General features: G+C 48.2%; 24 protein-coding genes. 19 read left to right on the top strand and 5 right to left on the bottom strand.

Going from position 1 to position 23,043, the window contains the following annotated elements; all coding sequences use genetic code 11:
* Window positions 1–9 precede the first annotated feature (9 nt).
* Together JNUCC22_RS11365 and prpB are read left to right on the top strand one after the other, a co-directional pair.
* Window positions 10–1,437, top strand: coding sequence for a bifunctional 2-methylcitrate dehydratase/aconitate hydratase (locus JNUCC22_RS11365; protein ID WP_165913824.1), 1,428 nt, complete (start codon window positions 10–12; stop codon window positions 1,435–1,437).
* Window positions 1,438–1,455: 18 nt separating this feature from the next.
* On the top strand, window positions 1,456–2,361 hold the full coding sequence (prpB, locus tag JNUCC22_RS11360; RefSeq protein WP_015417790.1) for a methylisocitrate lyase: 906 nt from the start codon (window positions 1,456–1,458) through the stop codon (window positions 2,359–2,361).
* 28 nt (window positions 2,362–2,389) lie between these two features.
* Here prpB and JNUCC22_RS11355 read toward each other — a convergent pair whose 3' ends face one another.
* Window positions 2,390–2,632: a DUF2627 domain-containing protein gene (locus JNUCC22_RS11355; protein WP_007408378.1), complete on the bottom strand. Its 243-nt coding sequence runs from the start codon at window positions 2,630–2,632 to the stop codon at window positions 2,390–2,392.
* A 153-nt stretch (window positions 2,633–2,785) separates the two neighbouring features.
* On the opposite strand from JNUCC22_RS11355, the gene JNUCC22_RS11350 reads away from it, so the two are divergent.
* From JNUCC22_RS11350 to JNUCC22_RS11315, 8 genes are all read left to right on the top strand, one after another.
* Complete coding sequence (locus JNUCC22_RS11350; protein WP_007408379.1) at window positions 2,786–4,855, top strand: sigma-54 interaction domain-containing protein; 2,070 nt, start codon at window positions 2,786–2,788, stop codon at window positions 4,853–4,855.
* 122 nt (window positions 4,856–4,977) lie between these two features.
* Window positions 4,978–5,871: a phosphate butyryltransferase gene (yqiS, locus tag JNUCC22_RS11345; protein WP_007612456.1), complete on the top strand. Its 894-nt coding sequence runs from the start codon at window positions 4,978–4,980 to the stop codon at window positions 5,869–5,871.
* 13 nt (window positions 5,872–5,884) lie between these two features.
* Entirely contained in the window at window positions 5,885–6,979 is a 1,095-nt protein-coding gene (bcd, locus tag JNUCC22_RS11340; protein ID WP_003153209.1) for a branched-chain amino acid dehydrogenase, read from the top strand.
* 17 nt (window positions 6,980–6,996) lie between these two features.
* Window positions 6,997–8,112 carry a butyrate kinase gene (gene buk / locus JNUCC22_RS11335; RefSeq protein WP_150123257.1) on the top strand — a complete coding sequence of 372 codons (1,116 nt, stop codon included), beginning with the start codon at window positions 6,997–6,999 and terminating at the stop codon, window positions 8,110–8,112.
* Window positions 8,102–9,523 (top strand): dihydrolipoyl dehydrogenase, encoded by a 1,422-nt coding sequence (lpdA, locus tag JNUCC22_RS11330; protein WP_064115405.1) that lies wholly within the window; start codon window positions 8,102–8,104, stop codon window positions 9,521–9,523. The genes buk and lpdA overlap by 11 nt, the downstream gene beginning before the upstream one ends.
* 22 nt (window positions 9,524–9,545) lie before the next feature.
* Window positions 9,546–10,538, top strand: coding sequence for a thiamine pyrophosphate-dependent dehydrogenase E1 component subunit alpha (locus tag JNUCC22_RS11325; protein WP_007408383.1), 993 nt, complete (start codon window positions 9,546–9,548; stop codon window positions 10,536–10,538).
* Window positions 10,539–10,550: 12 nt separating this feature from the next.
* Entirely contained in the window at window positions 10,551–11,534 is a 984-nt protein-coding gene (gene bfmBAB, locus JNUCC22_RS11320; RefSeq protein WP_003153216.1) for a 3-methyl-2-oxobutanoate dehydrogenase subunit beta, read from the top strand.
* Window positions 11,535–11,555: 21 nt separating this feature from the next.
* Complete coding sequence (locus JNUCC22_RS11315; RefSeq protein ID WP_216061738.1) at window positions 11,556–12,818, top strand: dihydrolipoamide acetyltransferase family protein; 1,263 nt, start codon at window positions 11,556–11,558, stop codon at window positions 12,816–12,818.
* Between the two features lie 43 nt (window positions 12,819–12,861).
* On the opposite strand, the gene JNUCC22_RS11310 is transcribed toward JNUCC22_RS11315, so the two are convergent.
* A complete protein-coding gene (locus tag JNUCC22_RS11310; protein WP_150941303.1) occupies window positions 12,862–13,758 on the bottom strand; it encodes a YegS/Rv2252/BmrU family lipid kinase in 897 nt (298 codons plus the stop codon).
* Window positions 13,759–13,936: 178 nt separating this feature from the next.
* Between JNUCC22_RS11310 and brxB the strand changes: the two genes are divergently transcribed.
* From brxB to JNUCC22_RS11280, 6 genes are all read left to right on the top strand, one after another.
* Window positions 13,937–14,374, top strand: coding sequence for a bacilliredoxin BrxB (brxB, locus tag JNUCC22_RS11305; protein WP_216061737.1), 438 nt, complete (start codon window positions 13,937–13,939; stop codon window positions 14,372–14,374).
* 245 nt (window positions 14,375–14,619) lie between these two features.
* Window positions 14,620–15,387: an arginine ABC transporter substrate-binding protein ArtP gene (locus tag JNUCC22_RS11300; protein WP_216061736.1), complete on the top strand. Its 768-nt coding sequence runs from the start codon at window positions 14,620–14,622 to the stop codon at window positions 15,385–15,387.
* 61 nt (window positions 15,388–15,448) lie between these two features.
* Window positions 15,449–16,108 (top strand): arginine ABC transporter permease ArtQ, encoded by a 660-nt coding sequence (locus JNUCC22_RS11295; protein WP_003153227.1) that lies wholly within the window; start codon window positions 15,449–15,451, stop codon window positions 16,106–16,108.
* Window positions 16,101–16,823 carry an arginine ABC transporter ATP-binding protein ArtM gene (locus JNUCC22_RS11290; RefSeq protein ID WP_003153229.1) on the top strand — a complete coding sequence of 241 codons (723 nt, stop codon included), beginning with the start codon at window positions 16,101–16,103 and terminating at the stop codon, window positions 16,821–16,823. Before JNUCC22_RS11295 ends, JNUCC22_RS11290 begins: the two co-directional genes overlap by 8 nt.
* Window positions 16,824–16,899: 76 nt before the next feature.
* A complete protein-coding gene (locus JNUCC22_RS11285) occupies window positions 16,900–17,853 on the top strand; it encodes an aromatic acid exporter family protein (RefSeq protein WP_039063420.1) in 954 nt (317 codons plus the stop codon).
* 69 nt (window positions 17,854–17,922) lie between these two features.
* Complete coding sequence (locus JNUCC22_RS11280) at window positions 17,923–18,453, top strand: L,D-transpeptidase (protein WP_020956060.1); 531 nt, start codon at window positions 17,923–17,925, stop codon at window positions 18,451–18,453.
* A gap of 13 nt (window positions 18,454–18,466) precedes the next feature.
* On the opposite strand, the gene prli42 is transcribed toward JNUCC22_RS11280, so the two are convergent.
* Window positions 18,467–18,562 carry a stressosome-associated protein Prli42 gene (gene prli42, locus JNUCC22_RS11275; RefSeq protein WP_007408390.1) on the bottom strand — a complete coding sequence of 32 codons (96 nt, stop codon included), beginning with the start codon at window positions 18,560–18,562 and terminating at the stop codon, window positions 18,467–18,469.
* A gap of 93 nt (window positions 18,563–18,655) precedes the next feature.
* On the opposite strand from prli42, the gene mce reads away from it, so the two are divergent.
* The 3 genes from mce to JNUCC22_RS11260 are packed head-to-tail and all read left to right on the top strand — an operon-like array spanning window position 18,656 to window position 21,726.
* Window positions 18,656–19,084, top strand: a complete 429-nt coding sequence (gene mce / locus JNUCC22_RS11270) for a methylmalonyl-CoA epimerase (protein ID WP_015240172.1) — start codon at window positions 18,656–18,658, stop codon at window positions 19,082–19,084.
* A complete protein-coding gene (locus tag JNUCC22_RS11265; RefSeq protein ID WP_103715905.1) occupies window positions 19,077–20,594 on the top strand; it encodes an acyl-CoA carboxylase subunit beta in 1,518 nt (505 codons plus the stop codon). Before mce ends, JNUCC22_RS11265 begins: the two co-directional genes overlap by 8 nt.
* A gap of 16 nt (window positions 20,595–20,610) precedes the next feature.
* On the top strand, window positions 20,611–21,726 hold the full coding sequence (locus tag JNUCC22_RS11260) for a tripeptidase T (RefSeq protein ID WP_003153237.1): 1,116 nt from the start codon (window positions 20,611–20,613) through the stop codon (window positions 21,724–21,726).
* A 111-nt stretch (window positions 21,727–21,837) separates the two neighbouring features.
* Here the strand turns inward: JNUCC22_RS11260 and JNUCC22_RS11255 are convergent, their stop codons facing one another.
* Window positions 21,838–22,674 (bottom strand): membrane protein insertase YidC, encoded by an 837-nt coding sequence (locus JNUCC22_RS11255; RefSeq protein WP_007408393.1) that lies wholly within the window; start codon window positions 22,672–22,674, stop codon window positions 21,838–21,840.
* A gap of 32 nt (window positions 22,675–22,706) precedes the next feature.
* Window positions 22,707–22,988, bottom strand: a complete 282-nt coding sequence (locus tag JNUCC22_RS11250) for a hypothetical protein (RefSeq protein WP_003153239.1) — start codon at window positions 22,986–22,988, stop codon at window positions 22,707–22,709.
* Between the last annotated feature and the right edge of the window lie 55 nt (window positions 22,989–23,043).

Genomic DNA, 23,043 nt, shown 5'->3' with positions numbered 1-23,043 from the left:
GATGAAAACATGACAGAACCCCGCCGAATGGACGCTGTAATCGAAGAGATTTCTGATTACGTGCTCCATCAGGAGATTGACAGTTCAGAAGCTTTTACTACGGCAGGACATGTGCTTCTTGATACGATAGGCTGCGGAATTTTGGCGCTCAGCTATCCCGAATGTACAAAGTTGCTCGGCCCGATTGTCCCGGGAACCTCCGTGCCCAACGGCAGCAGAGTCCCGGGCACGCCTTTTGTTTTAGACCCGGTCACGGCTGCTTTTAATATCGGCTGTATCAACAGGTGGCTCGATTATAATGATACGTGGCTTGCGGCGGAATGGGGTCATCCGTCTGACAATCTCGGAGGCATATTGGCTTGTGCGGATTATATATCCAGAGTGCGGATTTCAGAAGGGAAAGAACCGCTTACCGTGCGCGATGTGCTTTGCGCAATGATCAAAGCGCACGAAATTCAAGGAATTCTCGCTTTGGAAAACAGCTTAAACAGAGTGGGGCTTGACCATGTGCTGTTTGTGAAAGTGGCGACTGCGGCTGTTTGCGCGCAAATGCTGGGCGGCTCAAAAGAGGAAATCAATAACGCCGTATCTCACGCTTGGATTGATAATTCAAGCCTCAGAACGTATCGGCATGCGCCGAACACCGGATCACGCAAATCATGGGCGGCCGGCGACGCGACGAGCAGAGGCGTATATTTGGCCCTTATGGCGCAAAAAGGTGAAATGGGGTACCCGACGGCTCTGACCGCATCTGGGTGGGGATTTCAAGACGTATTGTTTAACCGGCAGGAAATGAAGCTTGCCCGCCCGCTTGGGTCCTATGTGATGGAGAATGTTTTGTTTAAAGTATCCTACCCGGCTGAATTCCACGCCCAGACAGCGGCGGAATGCGCGGTCCGGCTTCATCCTGAGGTGAAAGACCGCATCGAAGACATTGACAGGATCACGATTATGACCCATGAGTCGGCTATCCGGATTATCGATAAAAAAGGGCCGCTTCACAATCCGGCTGACCGGGATCACTGCCTCCAGTATATTACGGCAATCGGGCTGCTTTTCGGAGATATCACGGCGGATCATTATGAAGAGGAAACGGCGTCTGACCCGCGAATTGATACATTGCGGAGCAAAATGGAGGTGACGGAACACAAAGCGTACTCAAAAGATTACTTAGACCCGAATAAGCGATCCATATCAAATGCCGTACAGGTGCATTTTACAGACGGCACGGCTACGGGACGGATTGAATGTGAATACCCGCTCGGGCACCGGTTCCGCAGAAAAGAAGCCGTTCCGAAGATTCTTGCCAAGTTTTCAGCAAACATCAGCACTCATTTTTCATTGAAGCAGCAGCGTAAAATCAAAGAGGCCTGCGAACATAGCGGCCGAATGCAGAAGCTCAGCGTTAGTGAATTTATGGACTTATTTCTCGTATAAAATAGGAGGGTGACAAACATGACGTGGATCGTCAGCAAGCAGTCGTCTCAAGAGGAGCTTGCAGAGCGGTTCCGTACGCTGATGGCAGCGCCGGATCTATTGCAGATCCCCGGCGCTCACGATGCGATGGCCGCTCTTATCGCCAAGAAAACGGGGTTTTCGGCTCTTTATTTATCAGGCGCGGCTTACACGGCGAGCAGAGGGCTTCCCGATTTAGGGATCATCACGTCGGCGGAAATGGCTGAACGGGTTAAAGATCTGGTCCGCTCGTCTGATCTGCCCGTCCTTGTCGATATTGACACGGGTTTCGGAGGAGTGCTGAATGCCGCCCGGACGGCGAAAGAAATGTATGAAGCGCGCGCGGCCGCCGTCCAGATGGAGGATCAGCGCCTGCCGAAAAAATGCGGACATCTGAATGGGAAGCAGCTCGTGCCGATTGAAGAAATGGCGCAAAAAATCCAAGCGGTCAAGCGGGCCGCGCCGACTCTTCTTGTTGTTGCGAGAACAGACGCCAGACAGCAGGAAGGATTGGAGGGGGCATTAAAAAGGGCGTCCGCTTATATAAAAGCGGGTGCTGACGCTGTTTTTCCGGAAGCGCTCCAATCCGAAAGTGAATTCAGAGCGTTTTCCAAACAAATCAGTGTGCCGATTCTCGCAAACATGACTGAATTCGGAAAAACGCCGTATTACAGTGCTGATGAATTTTCCGATATGGGCTGTCAGATGGTCATTTACCCGGTCACGTCACTCAGAACGGCGGCCAAGGCTTTTGAGCGCATTTTCCGCCTTCTGAAAGAAGAAGGCTCGCAAAAAGAGGGGCTTTCGGATATGCAGACGAGAAAAGAATTATATGAAACGATCGCTTACGATGACTATGAAGAACTGGATCAATCCATTGCCAAAACGATACTGCCGGACGACTGAAAAAGCCCTTTTTTTGCAAGGGCTTTTTTTACAGCTTTTTTTTCCTGAACCGCGGGCTGACTTGATTGCGTTTCCGATCTCTGTACAGAATAAACCCGGCCAGAACATAAAGGCCGAACAAAAAAAACGCCAATCCGGCCGCCCCCTGAAGAAAAAGGGACGGAAACGGGGAAAACGCATGCCCGAATAATGCATCTCTCATCAGCTTAATGCCGAGCGCCGCGACAGCGCCGGGGAGGACCAGAATCAAAAGCGCAACAAGCCGGCTCATATTCAGAAAACCCCTTTACGATATGTTTTCCTTTATTGTCCAATCGAAAAAATATTTTGTCAAGAGATCAAAACGTGGTAACATAGGGGTTGTGCAAATTATTGCAACGGGAAATACAGGTGTGCAAATTTTTTCATATAAAGGGGTATCGGGATGCAGAAGGTGCTGATTATAGGTGCTGGTAAAGGAGGCACGGCGCTCCTACAGATTTTGATGAAAACAAAGCTGATCCGGATTATTGCGGTGGTTGACCAAGATCCGGAGGCGCAAGGGCTGCAAGAAGCCCGGAGATATGGAATTGCAACCTCATCAGATTGGAAACCCTACATAACTGAAGATATAGATATTATCATCCATACAACAGGCGATAAAGCTGTCATGGATGAGCTGCTCCATGAGAAAAAAGAACAAACCATCGTCATGCCGGGAAAATTGGCGTACATGGTGTTTCAGCTGATGGAGGAAAAACAGCAGCTTATCCAAATGCTGAAGTCGCAGACGTATAAGCATGACCGGATTTTTAATTCAACGCACGACGGCATGATTTTTATAGACGTCAACGAAACGATCATTTTATTTAATCAGATGGCAGAAAAAATGGTCGGCCAAAAACGGGAGGATGTCATCGGCCGCCAAATTAAAGATGTAGTGCCGAACACAAAGCTGCCGCGGATTCTGGAAACGAGAGAGCCGGAATATAACCAGAAGCAGCTTCTCGGAAAGCACCTGCAGATTGTCACGACAAGACTGCCGATCATTGATGAAGGCGGAAAACTTCTCGGCGCGTTATGCGTGTTTAAAGACATCACCGACGCAGTTGAACTGGCGGAAGAGGTCACGAACTTAAAACAAATCCGCACCATGCTTGAAGCGATTATACAATCGTCAGACGAGGCCATTTCCGTCGTTGATGAAAACGGCATCGGAATGTTAATCAACAAAGCGTATACAAAAATGACCGGGCTGTCAGAAAGCGAAGTCATCGGAAAACCCGCTTCCACCGATATCTCAGAAGGGGAGAGCATGCACCTGAAAGTATTGGGGACAAGGCGGCCCGTGCGGGGTGTGAGAATGAAGGTCGGCCCCAATAAAAAGGATGTTATCGTAAATGTTGCCCCCGTTATTGTGGACGGTATTTTAAAAGGCAGCGTCGGCGTCATCCACGACGTGTCAGAAATTAAAACGCTGACTGCTGAGCTGAATCGGGCGCGCCAGATCATCCGCACGCTTGAAGCGAAATACACGTTTGACGACATTATCGGCACGAGTGAACAAATGCTGGTCGCCCTTGAACAGGCGAAGCTCGGGGCGAAAACGCCGGCGACGATTCTGCTGCGGGGAGAATCCGGCACAGGAAAAGAACTTTTCGCCCACGCCATCCATAATGAAAGCGACCGAAAATACAATAAGTTCATTCGGGTCAATTGTGCGGCCTTGTCTGAATCACTGCTAGAATCCGAGCTTTTCGGCTATGAGGAAGGCGCGTTTACGGGCGCGAGGCGCGGGGGCAAAAAAGGACTATTTGAGGAAGCGAATAACGGCAGCATTTTCTTAGATGAAATCGGAGAGCTGACCCAAAGCACCCAGGCAAAGCTGCTCAGAGTTCTGCAGGAAAAAGAAATTATCAGAGTCGGCGGCGCTAAAGCGATTTCTGTCAATGTCAGAATTATCGCAGCGACAAACGTCAATATCGAAAAGGCCATGGCGGAAGGCGCGTTCCGTGAAGACCTGTATTACCGGATTAACCGCTATCCGATCTCAATCCCGCCGCTTCGGCAGCGCAAAGAAGATATTGAAGCGCTGAGCATTCGGCTCATTGAAAAAATCAATCAGGATTACGGCCGCAATGTAAAGGGGCTCACGCCGAACGCGCTGCGAGCTTTATCAGCCTACAGCTGGCCGGGAAACGTCCGGGAGCTTGAAAATGTTCTCGGACGGGCAATGATATTTTTAGAGCCGCACATGGAACGGATCGAACAGCAGCATCTGCCTGTTTTTGAATCAGAGCTGAATGAAAAAAACGGCACCCAAAGCGATTTTCCGGATGTGGAAGGGGAAAAGCTGTCTCAGGCTGTTGAAAAATTTGAAGCGCACGTCATTCAAAAAACGCTTGAAAAGCATAAATTCAACCGAACCAAAACGGCAAAAGCGCTTGGCGTCAGCATTCGGAACCTGTACTACAAAATGGACAAGTACGGCCTTGCAAATGACGGCATGCAATAAATTGCAGAGAAAGCGCAAACAGCTGCATGTTTTCTTGAAAAAAGCCGGAATAAACCCTCCCGCATATTTGGCACGGAACTTGCATTGTTAAAAGCGGATTCGCACAAGGAAGGTGGTACAAAATGAAGCTGAGAGACCTGGTTGAAAAAGCCGCGGCAAAAAACGCAAAAACCATTGCAGTGGCCCACGCAGCAGATAAAGAAGTGATCCAGGCCGTCAAAATGGCGGCAGAACACTTGTCGGCACGATTTTTACTGACGGGTGACAGCGGAAAGCTGAAAGAGCTTCTGGCAAATGAGCCGAAGTTCAATGTTGAAATCATCCACGCCGATTCACCCGAAGAATCTGCGGCAAAAGCAGTGCGCGCAGTGCGTGAACAAGAGGCGGACGTTTTGATGAAAGGGAATCTCCCGAGCTCAACTCTTCTGAAATCGGTTTTAAACCGCCATGAAGGGCTTCGTTCAAAAAGGGTGTTGTCACATGTAGCCGTTTTTGAGGTGCCGGACTATGACCGGCTGATGTATGTGACTGATTCAGCGCTGAACATTGCCCCGTCTCTTGAAGAGCTTGGGCATATTCTGCAAAATGCGGTTCATGTCGCACATTCAGTAGGAAACCCTATGCCGAAAGCCGCAGTCCTTGCCGCTATTGAAACGGTTAATCCGAAAATGGAGGCGACGCTGAACGCGGCTGCGATCGTCCAGATGTGCAACAGAGGACAGATTACCGGCTGCATTGCGGACGGACCGCTTGCTTTGGATAATGCCGTATCCCAAGCGGCTGCGCTGCAAAAAGGGATTTCCGGAAGCGTAGCGGGCCAGGCGGATATTCTCTTGGTTCCTTCAATTGAGGCCGGAAATATGCTTTATAAGTCAATGATTTATTTTGCGAAAGCAAATGTTGCTGCCGTCATCGCCGGTGCAAAAGCGCCGATCGCACTAACGAGCAGAGCGGATACCGCAGAAAATAAACTGTATTCAATTGCGCTTGCGATTTGCGCATCACAAGAACAGTAGGAGGAACGAACCTATGGAAATTTTTAAATATATGGAGACTTATGATTACGAACAATTGGTATTCTGCCAAGATGAACAATCCGGATTAAAAGCGATCATCGCGATTCATGATACGACGCTCGGCCCCGCACTCGGCGGAACAAGAATGTGGACATATGACAGTGAAGAAGCGGCGATTGAAGATGCACTAAGACTCGCAAAAGGCATGACTTATAAAAATGCGGCTGCCGGTTTAAACTTAGGCGGCGGGAAAACCGTTATTATCGGAGACCCGCGCAAAGATAAAAATGAAGAAATGTTCCGCGCGTTCGGGCGCTACATCCAAGGCTTAAACGGAAGGTATATTACGGCGGAAGACGTCGGCACCACCGTTGAAGATATGGACATCATTCATGATGAAACAGACTATGTAACCGGAATTTCTCCGGCATTCGGTTCATCAGGAAATCCGTCCCCGGTTACGGCGTACGGCGTCTACAAAGGGATGAAAGCTGCAGCGAAAGCGGCGTTTGGCACTGATTCACTGGAAGGTAAAACAATTGCCGTGCAAGGCGTGGGAAATGTGGCTTACAATCTATGCCGCCACCTTCACGAAGAAGGCGCTTCTTTAATCGTAACGGATATCAATAAAGAATCTGTTAAACGTGCCGTTGAGGATTTCGGCGCCCGCGCAGTTGATCCCGGCGACATTTACTCACAGGCGTGCGATATTTATGCCCCATGTGCTCTCGGCGCCGTCATTAACGATGACACGATTAAACAGCTGAAGGCGAAAGTCATTGCGGGAGCGGCCAATAACCAGCTGAAAGAAACACGTCACGGCGATACCATTCATGAAATGGGAATCGTGTACGCTCCGGATTATGTCATCAATGCAGGCGGCGTCATCAATGTGGCCGATGAGCTTTACGGCTACAATGCTGAGCGGGCTTTGAAAAAGGTTGAAGGCATCTATGCAAACATTGAGCGGGTGCTCGATATTTCCGCGCGTGACGGCATTCCGACATACTTAGCGGCTGACCGTCTGGCTGAGGAACGAATTGAGCGCATGCGCCGTTCAAGAAGCCAGTTTCTGCAAAACGGCCAAAGTATATTAAGCAGACGATAGGAATTTGATCTGGAGGTATGAAAATGTTCGAAAAGGAAAAACGCATTCTCATTCTGAATCCAGGCTCAACATCAACGAAAATCGGTGTCTTTCACAATGAACGCTGTATCTTTGAAAAGACGCTGCGGCATCCCGAAGAAGAGCTGAAAACATTTAACACCATCATCGACCAATACGAATTTCGAAAAATAAGCATTCTTGAGTCTTTGCACGAACAGGGCATCAACATTTCAAAGTTCGATGCCGTTTGTGCCAGAGGCGGCCTGCTCAGACCGATTGAGGGCGGCACATATGAAGTGAATGACGCCATGATCACTGATTTGAAAAACGGCTACAACGGCCAGCATGCTTCTAATTTGGGCGGAATTATTGCCAGGGAAATAGCTGACGGATTAAATATCCCCGCGTATATCGTCGATCCGGTCGTGGTGGATGAGATGACTCCGCTCGCCAAAGTATCAGGAATGCCTGAAATCAAGCGGAAAAGCATTTTCCATGCTTTGAACCAAAAAGCTGTTGCCCGTCAGGCGGCGGCGTCCCTCGGCAAACGGTATGAACAGATGAAGATGATCGTCACTCATATGGGCGGCGGCACCACAGTCGGTGTCCATGATTGCGGACGGGTGACGGATGTCAACAACGGGCTTCACGGAGAAGGACCCTTCAGCCCGGAGCGCGCGGGAACCGTTCCGGCGGGTGATTTGGTAGAAATGTGTTTTTCCGGCAAGTATTCAAAAGCCGATATGATGAAAAAACTTGTCGGCACGGGCGGACTCTCCGGCTACCTGGGGACAACGGACGCGGTGAAGGTGGAAAAACGCATTCAGGCCGGAGATGAAAACGCGCGTCTCATTTATGACGCAATGGCTTATCAAGTAGCAAAAGAAATCGGGGCGGCAAGCGCCGTTTTAAAAGGAAAAGTAGACATTATCGTCCTGACGGGCGGATTGGCGTACGGGAAAAATTTCGTATCCGCCATCAGATCGTACATAGATTGGATTTCGGATGTACTGGTGTACCCGGGAGAAAATGAACTGCAATCTCTCGCGCAAGGCGCGCTTCGGGTTTTAGCCGGTGAGGAGCAGTCAAAGCAATATCAGATCGGCGAAGGAGTGAAAACAAATGGCGACTGAGTATGATGTGGTCATTCTGGGCGGCGGCACGGGCGGTTATGTAGCCGCCATCAGAGCGGCCCAGCTCGGCTTAAAAACGGCCGTTGTAGAAAAAGAAAAGCTCGGCGGAACATGCCTGCATAAAGGATGTATCCCGAGTAAAGCGCTGTTAAGAAGCGCGGAAGTGTACCGAACCGCAAAGGAAGCGGGAGCATTCGGCATTGAAACGGAAGGTGTCTCCCTCCGCTTTGACAGCGTGCAAAAACGAAAGCAGGGAATCGTTGACCGGCTGGCCGGCGGTGTCGCCCACTTGATGAAAAAGGGGAAGATTGATGTATTCAACGGGTACGGACGTATGCTCGGCCCTTCCATCTTCTCACCTCTTCCCGGTACGGTTTCCGTTGAATACGCAAATGGTGAAGAAAACGACATGCTGATACCGAAACAATTGATTATCGCAACCGGTTCAAGGCCGAAAATGCTGCCGGGTTTAGAAGCAGACGGTACATATATTCTGACATCAGATGAAGCGTTAGAGCTAGAACGTCTGCCCCAATCCATGATGATCGTCGGCGGCGGTGTCATCGGAATTGAATGGGCATCCATGCTGAACGATTTCGGCGTCAATATCACTGTGATTGAATATGCGGATCGCATTTTGCCGACGGAAGACCGTGATATTTCAAGCGAGATGGAAAAACTGTTAACGAAAAAAGGAATTAAGATCGTGACGGGTGCGAAAGTGCTTCCGGATACATTGGAAAAAGCGGACGGCGTTTCAATTGCCGCTGAAAAGAATGGAAAAAAAGAAACGTATCACGCGGAACAAATGCTTGTTTCCATCGGCCGCCAGCCGAACATTGAAGGGATCGGACTTGAAAACACGGATATTGAAGCGGAAAACGGTTCTATCATCGTGAACGAAGCCGGGCAGACGAAGGAATCGCACATTTATGCGATCGGTGATGTTGTCGGCGGGCTGCAGCTTGCGCATGTGGCCTCACGTGAGGGCATCATTGCCGTTGAGCATATGGCGGGCCTTAATCCGGCTCCGCTTGATGCCGCTCTTGTGCCGAAATGTATTTATTCAAATCCGGAAGCGGCGAGCGTCGGTCTGACAGAAGAGGAAGCTCTTCGAAAAGGGCATGAACTGAAGATCGGGAAGTTTCCGTTCATGGCGATCGGAAAGGCTCTTGTATACGGAGAAAGCGACGGCTTTGTCAAAATCGTCGCTGATCGGAATACAGATGATATTCTCGGTGTTCATATGATCGGTCCGCACGTCACCGATATGATCTCTGAAGCGGGGCTTGCCAAGGTGCTCGACGCGACGCCTTGGGAAATCGGCCAGTCCATACATCCGCATCCGTCGCTGTCAGAAGCGATTGGAGAAGCTGCGTTAGCCGCAGACGGAAACGCGATTCATTTTTAAAAGGAAAGAAGGAGGGGTTTGAATGACTACAAACCGCCATCAAGCATTAGGGCTCTCTGACGAAGAAGCCGTTGAAATGTATAGAACCATGCTGTTAGCCAGAAAAATCGACGAAAGAATGTGGCTCTTAAACCGCTCGGGCAAAATTCCGTTCGTTGTTTCATGTCAAGGACAGGAAGCGGCGCAAGTAGGCGCGGCCTATGCCTTAAACCGTGATACCGACTATGTGCTTCCGTACTACAGAGATATAGGGGTTGTGCTTGCATTCGGTATGACTGCAAAGGATTTGATGATGTCGGGTTTTGCGAAAGCAGCTGACCCGAACTCAGGCGGAAGGCAGATGCCGGGCCACTTCGGGCAAAAGGAAAACAGAATCGTAACGGGCTCATCCCCTGTTACGACGCAGGTTCCTCACGCAGTCGGAATCGCGCTTGCGGGACGCATGGATAAAAAGGATATCGTCTCTTTCGTTACCTTTGGAGAAGGATCTTCCAACCAGGGGGATTTTCACGAAGGGGCAAACTTTGCCGCCGTGTATAAACTGCCGGTCATTTTCATGTGTGAAAACAATAAGTATGCCATTTCTGTCCCGTATGACAGACAGGTGGCGTGCGAGAAAATATCCGACCGGGCGGCAGGCTACGGCATGCCGGGAGTCACTGTTGACGGAAACGACCTGCTGGAAGTTTACCGGGCTGTAAAAGAAGCGCGCGAACGGGCGTCTAAAGGCGAAGGCCCTACATTAATAGAAACGGTTTCCTACCGTTTGACGCCGCATTCCAGTGATGACGACGACAGCAGCTACAGAGAACGCGAAGAAGTAGAAGAAGCGAAGAAACAAGATCCGCTTCTTTTATACAAAGCATACTTGCAAGAAGCCGGGCTTCTAGGTGAAGAAGAAGAAAAGACCATGCTGGATGACATCATGGCTATCGTAAACGAAGCGACAGACGAAGCGGAGAAAGCGCCATACGCATCTCCTGAATCAACGCTTGATCACGTTTATGCGAAGTAGGGAGGAATACTTATGTCTGTAATGTCTTATATTGACAGTATTAATGCAGCAATGAAAGAAGAAATGGAAAGAGATCCGCGCGTGTTTGTTCTCGGGGAAGACGTCGGGAGAAAAGGCGGCGTGTTTAAAGCCACGGCGGGTCTCTATGAACAGTTCGGAGAAGAGCGGGTGATGGATACGCCGCTTGCTGAATCAGCGATTGCCGGTGTCGGCATCGGCGCCGCGATGTACGGCATGCGCCCGATTGCCGAGATGCAGTTTGCCGATTTCATTCTGCCTGCGGTCAACCAAATCATTTCAGAAGCGGCAAAAATACGCTACCGTTCAAACAATGATTGGAGCTGTCCGATGGTCATCAGAGCGCCTTACGGCGGCGGTGTGCACGGCGCGTTGTATCATTCCCAATCTGTGGAGGCCATTTTTGCCAACCAGCCGGGCCTTAAAATTGTCATGCCTTCAACTCCTTATGACGCAAAAGGGCTGTTGAAAGCTGCAGTCCGTGACGAAGATCCGGTGCTGTTTTTCGAACATAAGAGGGCGTACCGTCTGATTAAAGGCGAAGTCCCTGCGGATGATTACGTCCTTCCGATCGGAAAGGCGGATGTAAAACGCGAAGGCAGCGACATTACTGTTATTACGTACGGATTATGCGTCCATTTTGCTCTGCAGGCTGCCGAGCGCCTTGAAAAAGATGGAATTTCTGCACACGTATTAGATTTGCGTACGGTTTATCCGTTAGATAAAGAAGCCATCATTGAAGCAGCGTCTAAAACGGGAAAAGTATTGCTGATCACAGAAGATACGAAAGAAGGCGGTATTATGAGCGAGGTCGCCGCCATTATTTCTGAAAACTGCTTATTTGATTTAGACGCGCCGATCAAGCGGCTTGCAGGTCCTGACGTTCCGGCAATGCCTTATGCGCCGACAATGGAAAAATACTTCATGATGAATCCTGACAAAGCAGAAGCCGCGATGAGAGAATTAGCGGAGTTTTAAAGACGTAAGGAGGTTTTTGACATGGCGATTGAACAAATGGCTATGCCTCAGCTCGGAGAGAGCGTGACGGAAGGGACGATCAGCAAGTGGCTGGTATCCCCCGGTGATCAAGTGAATAAATATGACCCCATCGCGGAGGTCATGACGGATAAAGTGAATGCGGAGGTGCCGTCTTCTTTTACCGGTACGATTACAGAACTTGTAGGAGAAGAAGGCCAGACTCTTGCAGTCGGCGAGATCATCTGCAAAATTGAAACAGAAGAAACGGAAACCGAAGTGGCGCCGAAGCGGGAAGAAGAGCAGAATACCCCTTCAGACACCGGTGCAAACCGTCAAGGTAAAGATCAGTCAAATAAAGCGCGTTATTCGCCGGCCGTGCTCAGATTAGCGGGAGAACACGGCATTCAGCTTGAAGAAGTTGAAGGAACGGGTGCAGGCGGAAGAATTACGCGAAAAGATATTCAAAAGATCATTGATTCGGGAATGAAGCAGAAGTCGGAAGCACCGGCGCCGGCTGCCGTTCAAACAACGCAACAAGCGCCGAAACAACAGCAAAAACAAGCGCCGCAACCCGCTCTGTCAGCCGGTGATATTGAAATTCCGGTTACAGGCGTCAGAAAAGCCATCGCCGCCAATATGCATAAAAGCAAAACAGAAATTCCGCATGCCTGGACGATGATGGAAGTCGACGTCACGAACATGACGGCGTACAGAAACAGCATTAAAGACTCATTTAAACAGAAAGAAGGCTTCAATTTAACGTTTTTCGCTTTCTTTGTAAAAGCGGCGGCGCAGGCTCTCAAAGAGTTCCCGCAGATGAACAGCATGTGGGCGGGGGACAAAATCGTCCAAAAGAAAGACATCAACATCTCCATTGCCGTTGCCACGGAAGATTCGCTGTTTGTTCCGGTTATTAAGCATGCTGATGAAAAAACGATTAAAGGCATAGCCAGAGAAATAACGGATCTTGCGAAAAAAGTGAGAAACGGAAAACTTACCGCGGAAGATATGCAGGGCGGCACATTTACCGTCAATAACACGGGATCTTTCGGCTCAGTTCAATCTATGGGCATTATCAACCATCCGCAGGCGGCGATTCTTCAGGTAGAATCTATCGTCAAACGTCCGGTTGTCATGAATAATGGGATGATCGCCGTTCGTGATATGGTTAATCTTTGCCTGTCTTTAGATCACAGAGTGCTCGACGGGCTCGTGTGCGGCCGATTCCTCGGACGCGTCAAAGAGATCTTAGAAAACATTGATGAACATACTTCCGTCTATTAAAAAAACTCCTTTTGCCCGGGCGGCAAAAGGAGCTTTTTTATTTTCATTGTGAATCCTCGGGAACAAGCATAGTGAGATGATGTTTTTTCACTTCGATCGTACAAGGTGTTGTTCCGTATACCTCGCCATCTGTATCCGCGTCCATCTCACGTGCGGTTTCGATTTCAATCCTGGAGGCCTGAATATAGGACAGCTCCCCTTTGAAATCATCAAACGAACCCTGCTCCATCGTCATCAGCTCCCGCAGCGCGGCAAGGCTTGTGTTGCGGCAGATTAACACATCGGCTAAGCCGTCCTGGAGGCTGGCATCAGGCAGGGGAACTCTGTTTGTCCCGATATAATGCCCGTTCATGACAAGCACCATTACGGCTTCGTCTTCTTTCACCTCGCCGTCAATCGTCAATTTGACAGGAAACGGGTTCGCGCTTGTCATCGTCCGCAAGGCGCTCGTGAAGTAGCTGATTTTACCAAGCCATGCTTTTTCAGTTTCATTAATATGGCTTGATGCTTCGGTGATCAGTCCGATGCCCCAGAAGTTCAGAAAATAGCCGTCATCCGTTTTACAGACGTCAATCATCCGTTTATGTCCGGCCGCGAGCGCTTCAGCGGCCTTTTGAAGGTTTTGCGGGATGCCGAGCGCCCGTGAGAAATCGTTGCACGTTCCTCCCGGCAAAATGCCGACAGCGGGTCTGTGATCAAGCTTGCTGATGCTGTTGATGCATTGATGCACAGTGCCGTCTCCGCCTAAAATATATAAATGGTCAACTGAACTGTCGAGATTTTCACAATACTGACGGGCATCATCCTGATGTTTGGTCGGTTTAATCAAAAGTTCATCAGCTGATTGGGCCAAAATGGGGACGACCGTGCCGAGCGTTTTATCAATCTGTTTTTGACCGGCGTTTCCGTTATAAATTAAAACTGCTTTCCGTTGGCTCATATGACTGCTCCTTTATTTCAGACAATCTCCTTATCAAGTTTCCCGTTTTTAAAGGGTCATAAACTTACATCGGGAACATAAAAGGGACAAAAAACAATTGGATATGAGCGGTGTCATTTGCCGATAGGGACGTTCCTTGCTATCATAAGAAGAGATGATCAAAAAGGAGAGGTCCCAGTTGAATATGGATTTTAATTTATTTATGAATGATGTCGTGCGTCAAGCCCGCCAGGAAATCACGGCCGCCGGGTATACAGAGCTGAAAACCGCTGAGGAAGTGGACGATGTGCTTTCGAAAAAAGGAACCACACTCGTCATGGTCAACTCTGTGTGCGGATGCGCCGGCGGTATTGCACGGCCTGCCGCGTACCATTCCGTACATTACGATAAACGCCCGGATCAGCTTGTGACGGTATTTGCCGGACAGGATAAAGAAGCGACAGCCAAAGCGAGAGAATACTTTGAAGGCTATCCGCCGTCCTCTCCGTCATTTGCCATTTTAAAAGACGGGAAAATCATGAAAATGGTGGAACGCCATGAAATTGAAGGCCATGAGCCGATGGCCGTCGTCACAAAACTGCAGGAAGCATTTGAAGAATATTGTGAAGAAGTATAAGTGAAAGAAAAACCCCGGAGCAAAGCGCTTGCGGGGTTTTTTTATATGGAATCTGTATAAATATAAATATTTATACATCGGCGTTCAGCTGTCACTAATCTGAAAAACAATGACTATAATAAACACAGAAAGGAAAGTATATTTTTCAAAAATAGTATTGCATCACAATTAAAAAGTGTTTAAAATACAAGTTAACGAATAAATATTCAAATTTAAGAGATCAGTAGATATGGGGGAAATGAATCATGAAGAAATGGCTGTTGGTATTAGCTGCCGCATGTATCACCTTTGCGCTGTCCGCCTGCGGATCAGGCAATTCAGGCTCAGAGGGCGGAAAGAACAAGCTGATTATGGGTACATCGGCTGACTATAAACCATTTGAATATAAAGACGGCGATCAGATCACCGGGTTTGACGTTGATCTGGCAAAAGCTCTGGGCAAAAAGACCGGCTATGACGTTGAGGTGCAGGACATGGATTTTAACAGCCTGATTACATCCTTGAAGTCCAAGCAGGTAGATATGATTTTATCTGGAATGACACCTACGCCGGAACGGAAAAAGCAAGTTGATTTTTCTGATATTTATTATACTGCTAACAATATGATCGTTACGAAAAAGGGAAGCAGCATTAAATCCCTGAATGATCTGAAAGGCAAAACTGTCGGTGTTCAGCTCGGCTCCATTCAAGAAGAAAAAGGCAAGAAGCTCGCTTCGAAATACGGTTTTCAGCTCGAAGACCGCAACCGGATCTCAGACTTAACCGAAGAGATCAAATCCGGGCGTTTTGATGCCGCGATTATCGAAGACATTGTAGCACAAGGCTATTTCAGTTCAAATCATGATCTGCAGGGCTTTGCGTCAGCAGATGCGAAATCAGACGAATCGGGCTCCGCGATTGCGTTCCGCAAAGACAGCGATCTGACAGCGAAGTTCAACAAAGCGCTGAAAGAAATGGAGAAAAACGGAGAAATCGAAAAACTGAAGAAAAAATGGTTCACCAACGAGAAATAAAAGAAAGCTCAACTTTTCGTTGAGCTTTTTATCTTGAATAAAGACAAAGGAGATCACACGTATGAATTTGGATTTCTCAGCGACAATCCCCCAAATTCCTTTTATATTGGAAGGCCTTGCGGTCACATTGAAAATTGTGCTCGTTTCGGCGGTCATCGGTCTTGTATTAGGCATCGTGCTCAGCTTATTTAAAATCAGCACGATCAGTCCGCTGAAATGGATTGCAGATTTTTATACTTCGATATTCCGCGGCACGCCGCTCGTGCTGCAGCTGATGATCATTTATTTCGGTATGCCGCAGCTCCTCGGCTTTCAGATCGATCAATTTTGGGCGGCGGTCACCGCATTATCGCTCAATTCAGCCGCTTACGTCTCTGAAATTATCAGAGCGGGAATCAACGCAATTGACAAAGGACAAAAAGAAGCTGCCGTCGCTCTCGGCGTGCCATACGGAAAAATGATGAAAGATCTGCTGCTGCCGCAGGCGTTTAAAAACATTTCTCCGGCTATTATTAACGAATTAATCACCTTAACGAAAGAATCGGCGATCGTCACAGTTATCGGTCTTGGCGACATTATGAGACGGGCCTACCAGTCCGGCGCCGCAACATACAACTATTTAGAACCTCTTATTGTGGCGGGCTTAATCTATTACGTGCTCGTTTTGATCTTAGCATTCATCGGAAAAGGCGTAGAAAGGAAGCTGAAAGCCAATGATTAAGGTTGACAACCTGTCAAAATCATTCGGGAAACACGAAGTACTGAAAAACATTTCAACACAGATCGAAGAAGGGGAAGTCGTTGCTGTCATCGGCCCTTCCGGTTCCGGCAAATCAACGTTTCTGCGCTGCTTAAATCTGCTGGAAACCCCGAGCGGCGGAACGATTGCCATTAAAGAAAACGAAATTACCGCAGCTAAAACGAATAAACTGAAAGTGCGGGAAAATATCGGCATGGTATTTCAGCATTTTCATTTGTTTCCTCATAAAACGGTGCTTGAAAATATCACATACGCGCCGGTCAGCGTGAAGAAAGAGTCTAAAAAGGAGGCGGAGGAAAAGGCGTGCGCTCTCCTTGAAAAAGTCGGACTGCTTGACAAACGGAACGACTATCCAAACCGTTTGTCAGGCGGACAGAAGCAGCGGGTCGCCATCGCGCGGGCGCTTGCCATGAATCCTGACATCATGCTGTTTGATGAACCGACCTCGGCTCTTGACCCGGAAATGGTCAAAGAAGTTCTTGAGGTGATGAAAGAGCTCGCGCAGACGGGCATGACGATGGTGATCGTAACGCACGAAATGGGATTTGCCAAAGAAGTGGCAGACCGCGTATTATTCATGGATGAAGGGACGATCGTGGAAGACGGGCAGCCGGAAGAATTTTTTCTTTCTCCGAAGTCAAAAAGAGCACAGGACTTTTTAGAAAAAATATTATAAAATATAACTGGAAGAAAAGAAGAAGAATGCTCTTCTTCTTTTTTTTGAGAAAGAAACAAACAGAATGGAGCAAGCAATGTTTAAAATCGGTTACCGCACACTAAAGACCGCACTTGGAACGGCGCTGGCCATTTATTTAGCCCAGCTGTTGCATCTGCAAAACTTCGCATCCGCAGGAATCATCACCATATTGTGCATCCAGATTACGCAAAAGCGGTCGCTTCAGGCTTCGTGGGCCCGATTTGCCGCCTGTTTATTGGCGATCGTCTTCTCATATGTCTTTTTCGGGCTGATCGGCTATTATCCGTTTGCGATCGGAATATTGCTGGTGCTGTTCATTCCGACTACAGTCGTTTTAAAAATAAACGAAGGGATCGTCACCAGCTCAGTAATCATTCTTCATTTATATATGTCCGGCGGCATTACGATGGCGTTTATCTGGAATGAGTTCCAGCTGATCACCGTAGGTATCGGCGTCGCGCTGTTAATGAATCTGTATATGCCGAGCCTCGACAGAAAACTCGCGGCGTACCGGAAAAAAATCGAGGACAACTTTTCCGTCATCTTCGCCGAAATCGAACGGTATTTGTTAACTGGTGAGCAAGATTGGTCGGGGAAGGAAATACCGGAGACGCATCAGATAATTCAAGAGGCGAAAAACCTCGCCTATCGGGACGTGCAGAATCATATTTTGCGCCATGAAAATCTTTACTATCATTATTTTAAGATGAGACAGAAACAATTTGAAATCATTGAACGGCTGCTGCCGAAGATTACCTCTATTTCAATAACGGTGGAGCAGGGCAAAATAATCGCCCATTTCATCCATGAATTAAGGGAAGCCATTCATCCCGGCAATACCGCTCATAAATTTTTAAAAAGACTTGCAGAAATGAGAACGGAATTTGAAGAAATGCCGCTCCCGGCAACGCGCGAGGAGTTTGAAGCGCGGGCGGCTTTGTTCCACCTCCTCGGTGAGATGGAACAATACCTCGTGATTAAAAGTTATTTCAAAGGCATCAAGCTGTAAAAAACATATGGATCAATCGCATGAGTCCTCCTTTCATTGGTCATTCTAATGAAAAAAGGAGGGGAGCCCATGCGATTTTTTTTATTGTCAGCCGCCCTGCTGCTGTCTCCGCTTTGGCCGCTTGGCGCGAACCCTTTGCCGGGTGACCCTTATATTATCGTCAATAAAGCCACAAATGCGCTTGCTGTTGTGAAGGATAACCGAATACAAGGCATTTATCAGGTGGCGACGGGAAAAACGGATGATTTGACGCCTGAAGGAGAATTTACGGTAACGGTCAAAGCCGTCAATCCGTATTACCGGAAGAAAAATGTGAAGGGAGGCGCGCCGGAAAACCCGCTCGGCGTCCGCTGGATCGGTTTTGACGCGAAAGGAACCGACGGCAGGATATACGGCATTCACGGAACAAACAGAGAAGAGCTGATCGGGGGGTTTGTATCAAACGGCTGCATCCGTATGAAAAACCGGGATGTCATCCGTATTTTCCGGATTATCCCTCCCGGAACGAAAGTATTGATTACAAAAGAAAACCGCTCATTCGAGGAAATTGCAATAGAGCGGAAAGCCCTCATAAAAAAGCAGGAAACCCCCTTGCAATGAGGCGCCTGCTTTTTTACCGCAAATACATCATAATGCCTGAGAGGAGGGTTGAAAGTATAAATACGCCCAAAATGACGATGACGGCGCTTTTCATAAATTTTTGAGACATTGTTTCACTCCTTAAGATTACTGTCTATCATTTTAACGTGTTTTGCTTGTATGAACAAGCCATATCCTATGGCGGAAAGCAGGTGGCCGCGCTATGAAAAAACTTGATCATGTCGGCATTGCCGTCAGCTCTATTGAAGCTGCGAGAGGATTTTACGAACGGATGCTCGGGCTTACGTATATGGGAGACGAGCTGGTAAGCGGCCAAAATGTGAGAGTTGCTTTTTTAGAAGCGGGAGGCACAAAGCTTGAGCTGATTGAGCCGCTTTCGGACGCGTCTCCCGTCAGCTCTTTTTTACAGAAAAGAGGCGAAGGGCTGCATCATTTAGCATTCCGCTGCGCCGATATGAAGGAAACGATCAAGGAGCTTGAAGCATGCCGCATGACTTTGATCCATCATGAACCGCAAAACGGAGCGGGCGGGAAGAAGATCGCATTTCTCTCTCCAAAAGAGGCGAACGGGGTCCTGATTGAGCTTTGTGAAACAATTGAAAAAGGAGAAACTCAAGATGAGCATGAGTGATCATATCAGACACTTAAATGAAAGACGTTCCTTTTTAACAAACGGCGGCGGAGCGGAAAAAAATGAAAAACAGCACAAAAAAGGCAAGCTGACGGCAAGAGAAAGAATTGACTATTTATTGGACGAAGACAGTTTTTCAGAGCTGCAGCCGTTTGCCAAAAGCCGCATGCCCGGATGCCAGAATGCTCCGGGAGACGGCGTTGTTACCGGATACGGCACAATTGACGGACGGCCCGTGTATTTGTTTGCCCATGACTTTACCGTACTCGGCGGGACGCTCGGCGAGACACATGCGGAAAAAATCGCGGCGGTAATGGATCTGGCGGCGAAAAATAAAACCCCGATCATCGGGCTGAACGACTCAGGTGGTGCGAGAATTCAAGAGGGTGTGGTATCATTAAATGGATACGGTCATATCTTTAGGCGCAACGTCCTTTACTCGGGAGTGATTCCGCAAATTTCTGTCATCCTTGGGCCGTGTGCCGGCGGTGCTGTTTATTCACCCGCATTGACGGATTTTGTGATTATGGCGGAACATACGTCGCACATGTTTATTACAGGCCCGAAAGTCATTGAACAGGTGACGGGTGAACAGATTGACGCGGAAAGTTTAGGCGGTGCGGGAATACATAATGTGATAAGCGGAAATGCCCACTATTCCGCACGAACGGAAAAAGAGGCTCTTTCCGCTGTGAAAACCCTGCTTTCTTATCTCCCGCACGGCGGACAGACGGCATTGCCCGTTAAAAAGGAAGACGCCAGACCGTTATTAAACACCCTCGTTCCCGCGGACAGTTCGAAACCTTACGATGTGTTACAGGTAATAAAAGAGCTGGCGGATGACGGAACGTTTTTTGACATTCAGCCGTATTTTGCCAAAAACATTGCTGTCGGTTTTCTGAAACTCGGACGGCGTACAGTCGGTGTTGTCGCAAACCAGCCGAAACACTTGGCGGGGAGCCTCACGATTGATGCCGCTGACAAAGCGTCGAGATTCATCCGTTTTTGCGACGCGTTTCATATTCCGTTATTGACGATCGCTGATGTTCCTGGATTTCTTCCGGGCCTTCAGCAGGAACATGCGGGAATCATCCGTCACGGAGCAAAATTGCTGTATGCTTTTGCCGAAGCGACGGTGCCGAAAGTGACGCTCATCATCAGAAAAGCTTACGGAGGCGCCTATGTCGCCATGAATTCGAAAGGGCTCGGGGCAGATCTTGTATTCGCCTGGCCCAATGCGGAAATCGCCGTGATGGGAGCGGAAGGCGCGGCGTCGATTTTATACAGCAGAGACATACAGGCTTCTGACGACCCGGAGAAAACGAAGCGCGAAAAAAAAGCCTTATACGAAAAGGAAAACGCCGGTCCGTATAAAGCGGCGGCCTGCGGAATGGTGGATGATATCATCCGGCCGGAAGACTCGAGGAAAAAATTGATTCAGGCATTTGACATGCTTGCGCATAAGGAAGAGGAAAGACCGAAAAAAAAGCACGGTAATATACCGCTTTAAACGGAGGGAACTGAAAATGGTAAACGAAAAACGTCTGCTTGAAGAATTTCTTGAACTCGTTCAAATTGATTCAGAGACAAAACATGAAGCGGAAATCAGCAAGGTGCTCAAACAAAAATTCACTGATTTAGGATTGAGCGTAAAAGAAGATGATACAAAAGAAGTGACGGGGCATGGAGCCGGCAACTTAATCTGTACGTTAAAGGGCACAAAAGATGCGGATACGATTTATTTCACATCGCACATGGACACGGTTGTCCCGGGCAAAGGCGTTAAGCCGATTGTGGAAGACGGCTATGTAAAATCCGACGGCACGACGATTCTCGGCGCTGATGATAAGACGGGACTTGCCGCAATGTTTGAAGCCATTAAAGTGCTGAAAGAACAAAACATCGAGCACGGCACCATTGAATTCATTATCACGGCCGGAGAAGAATCGGGATTAGTCGGGGCAAAAGCAATGGATCGTTCAGACATTACCGCGAAATACGGTTTTGCGCTTGATTCAGACGGAAAAGTCGGTAACATTATTGTAGCCGCGCCGACACAAGCGAAAGTGAGAGCAACCATTTTCGGGAAAACGGCTCATGCGGGGGTAGAACCGGAAAAAGGCATCTCCGCGATTACCATCGCATCAAAAGCAATCTCAAAAATGCCGCTCGGCCGCATTGATAAAGAAACAACGGCTAATATCGGACGTTTCGAAGGCGGCACGCAAACCAATATCGTCTGCGACCAGGTTGATATTCTGGCTGAAGCGCGTTCATTAGTGCCTGAAAAAATGGAAGCGCAAGTGCAGAAAATGAAAGAAGCTTTCGAATCTGCTGCAGCTGAGATGGGAGGCCGCGCGGAAGTGGACATCGCGGTTATGTATCCGGGTTTCAAATATCAGGACGGCGATCAGGTTGTGGAAGTCGCGAAAAAAGCGGCGGCAAAAATCGGCCGGCCGAGCGAACTTCAGACAAGCGGCGGCGGAAGTGACGCAAACGTCATTGCCGGCCACGGCATTCCGACAGTCAACCTGTCAGTAGGCTATGAACAAATCCATACGAAAAATGAAAAAATGCCGATTGAAGAGCTCGTCAAAACGGCGGAAATGGTCGTTGCCATTATCGAAACAGCGGCCAACTAAAAACGAAGCACCCAGTTGATTGGGTGCTTTTTTCATTCTTCATGATAATTGGTTTAAAGCCTTGCAGATACAAGAAAAACTCGCCGGATAGGTTCCGGCAGGGTTTCAGTATTATGATTTGGCGGGCTCCGCCTGAGCCGCAGCCTGTTTCTTTTTATGATGCGTCTGCTGTAAAAGTACATTCTGCACTGTCAAAAACAGTCCGCTTGTAAACCAGTAAAGCGGCAGCGCAGCCGGTACGTTAAGTGAAAAAACGGTCATCATGACAGGGAAAATAAAGACCATGATTTTTGCTGACTGCATCGCGGCCGGGTTTTGAGCAGCCGGTGAATATTTCTCGTTTAATTTTTGGGAAATATAAGCCTGTAAGAAATACATGGCCCCCGCGCACAGTGATACAAGAATATCAGAATGCCCTAAGCTGAACCACAGAAATGAGTGTGAAGCGATTTCCGGCGTTGAGCGGATGGCGTAATAAAAACCGATCAAAATCGGGAATTGCACCAGCATCGGAAGACATCCCATTGCCATCGGATTCAGATTGTGCTCACGGTAAAGCTTCATCATTTCCATTTGCAGTTCTTTTTGTTTCTCCGCATCTTTCGTTTGTTTCATTTTAGCCTGAATGCTGTCGACCTGCGGTTTGATCACAGCCATTTTTTCCTGGAACACCCGCTGTTTCTTAAATTGGTTCACAAACAAAGGCAATACAACGATCCGGACGATAATCGTCACCAGAATAATCGACAATCCGTACTCACCGTGGAACAGGCCCGCCACGCCTTTTAAAAGTGCCGAAAACGGCTCGATCAGGTAATCGTGAAAAAACCCGATATTCCCGAGGCCTCCCGTCTGAGTCTGAGATGTCGCTGCAAAAGCCGAGCGGCCTGTGCACAGTACGATAAAAAACAATCCGAATGCGATCCATTTTTGATATGTTTTAGACAATTATGTCTCCTCCTTTTTATCTTCACTTGCCGTTATAAAAGGAGGAAGCTGACATCTTCATCATCATTCGCCGGTGAATTCATGCGGATGACTTTACGTATCCAAGTTGTAATGCGATGATATATAATAATAAGAAAGTCTGTTCGGTTCAGCTGAACGACTGCTTGATGTTCATCTATTCGTTTCGTTCTCCAATGCTCGCCTGCGCGGCGCTCACGCAAAAGAAAAGCGATGCCGATCGCGGTCAGAGCGGGAAGAATAATTGTGAAAAAATCGACTAAAAATAAAAAGTCATTCATTGACTCAAGAATCATTTTATCACATCCATTCAGCTCTTATTTTACTACATATATATAAGGTTGTCTATGA

This window comes from Bacillus sp. JNUCC-22 (genome assembly GCF_018861275.1).
GTDB classification, from domain to species: Bacteria; Bacillota; Bacilli; order Bacillales; family Bacillaceae; genus Bacillus; species Bacillus velezensis.
Note: the sequence above shows the minus strand (reverse complement) of the source record. Positions and strands in the feature narration are given on the sequence as shown.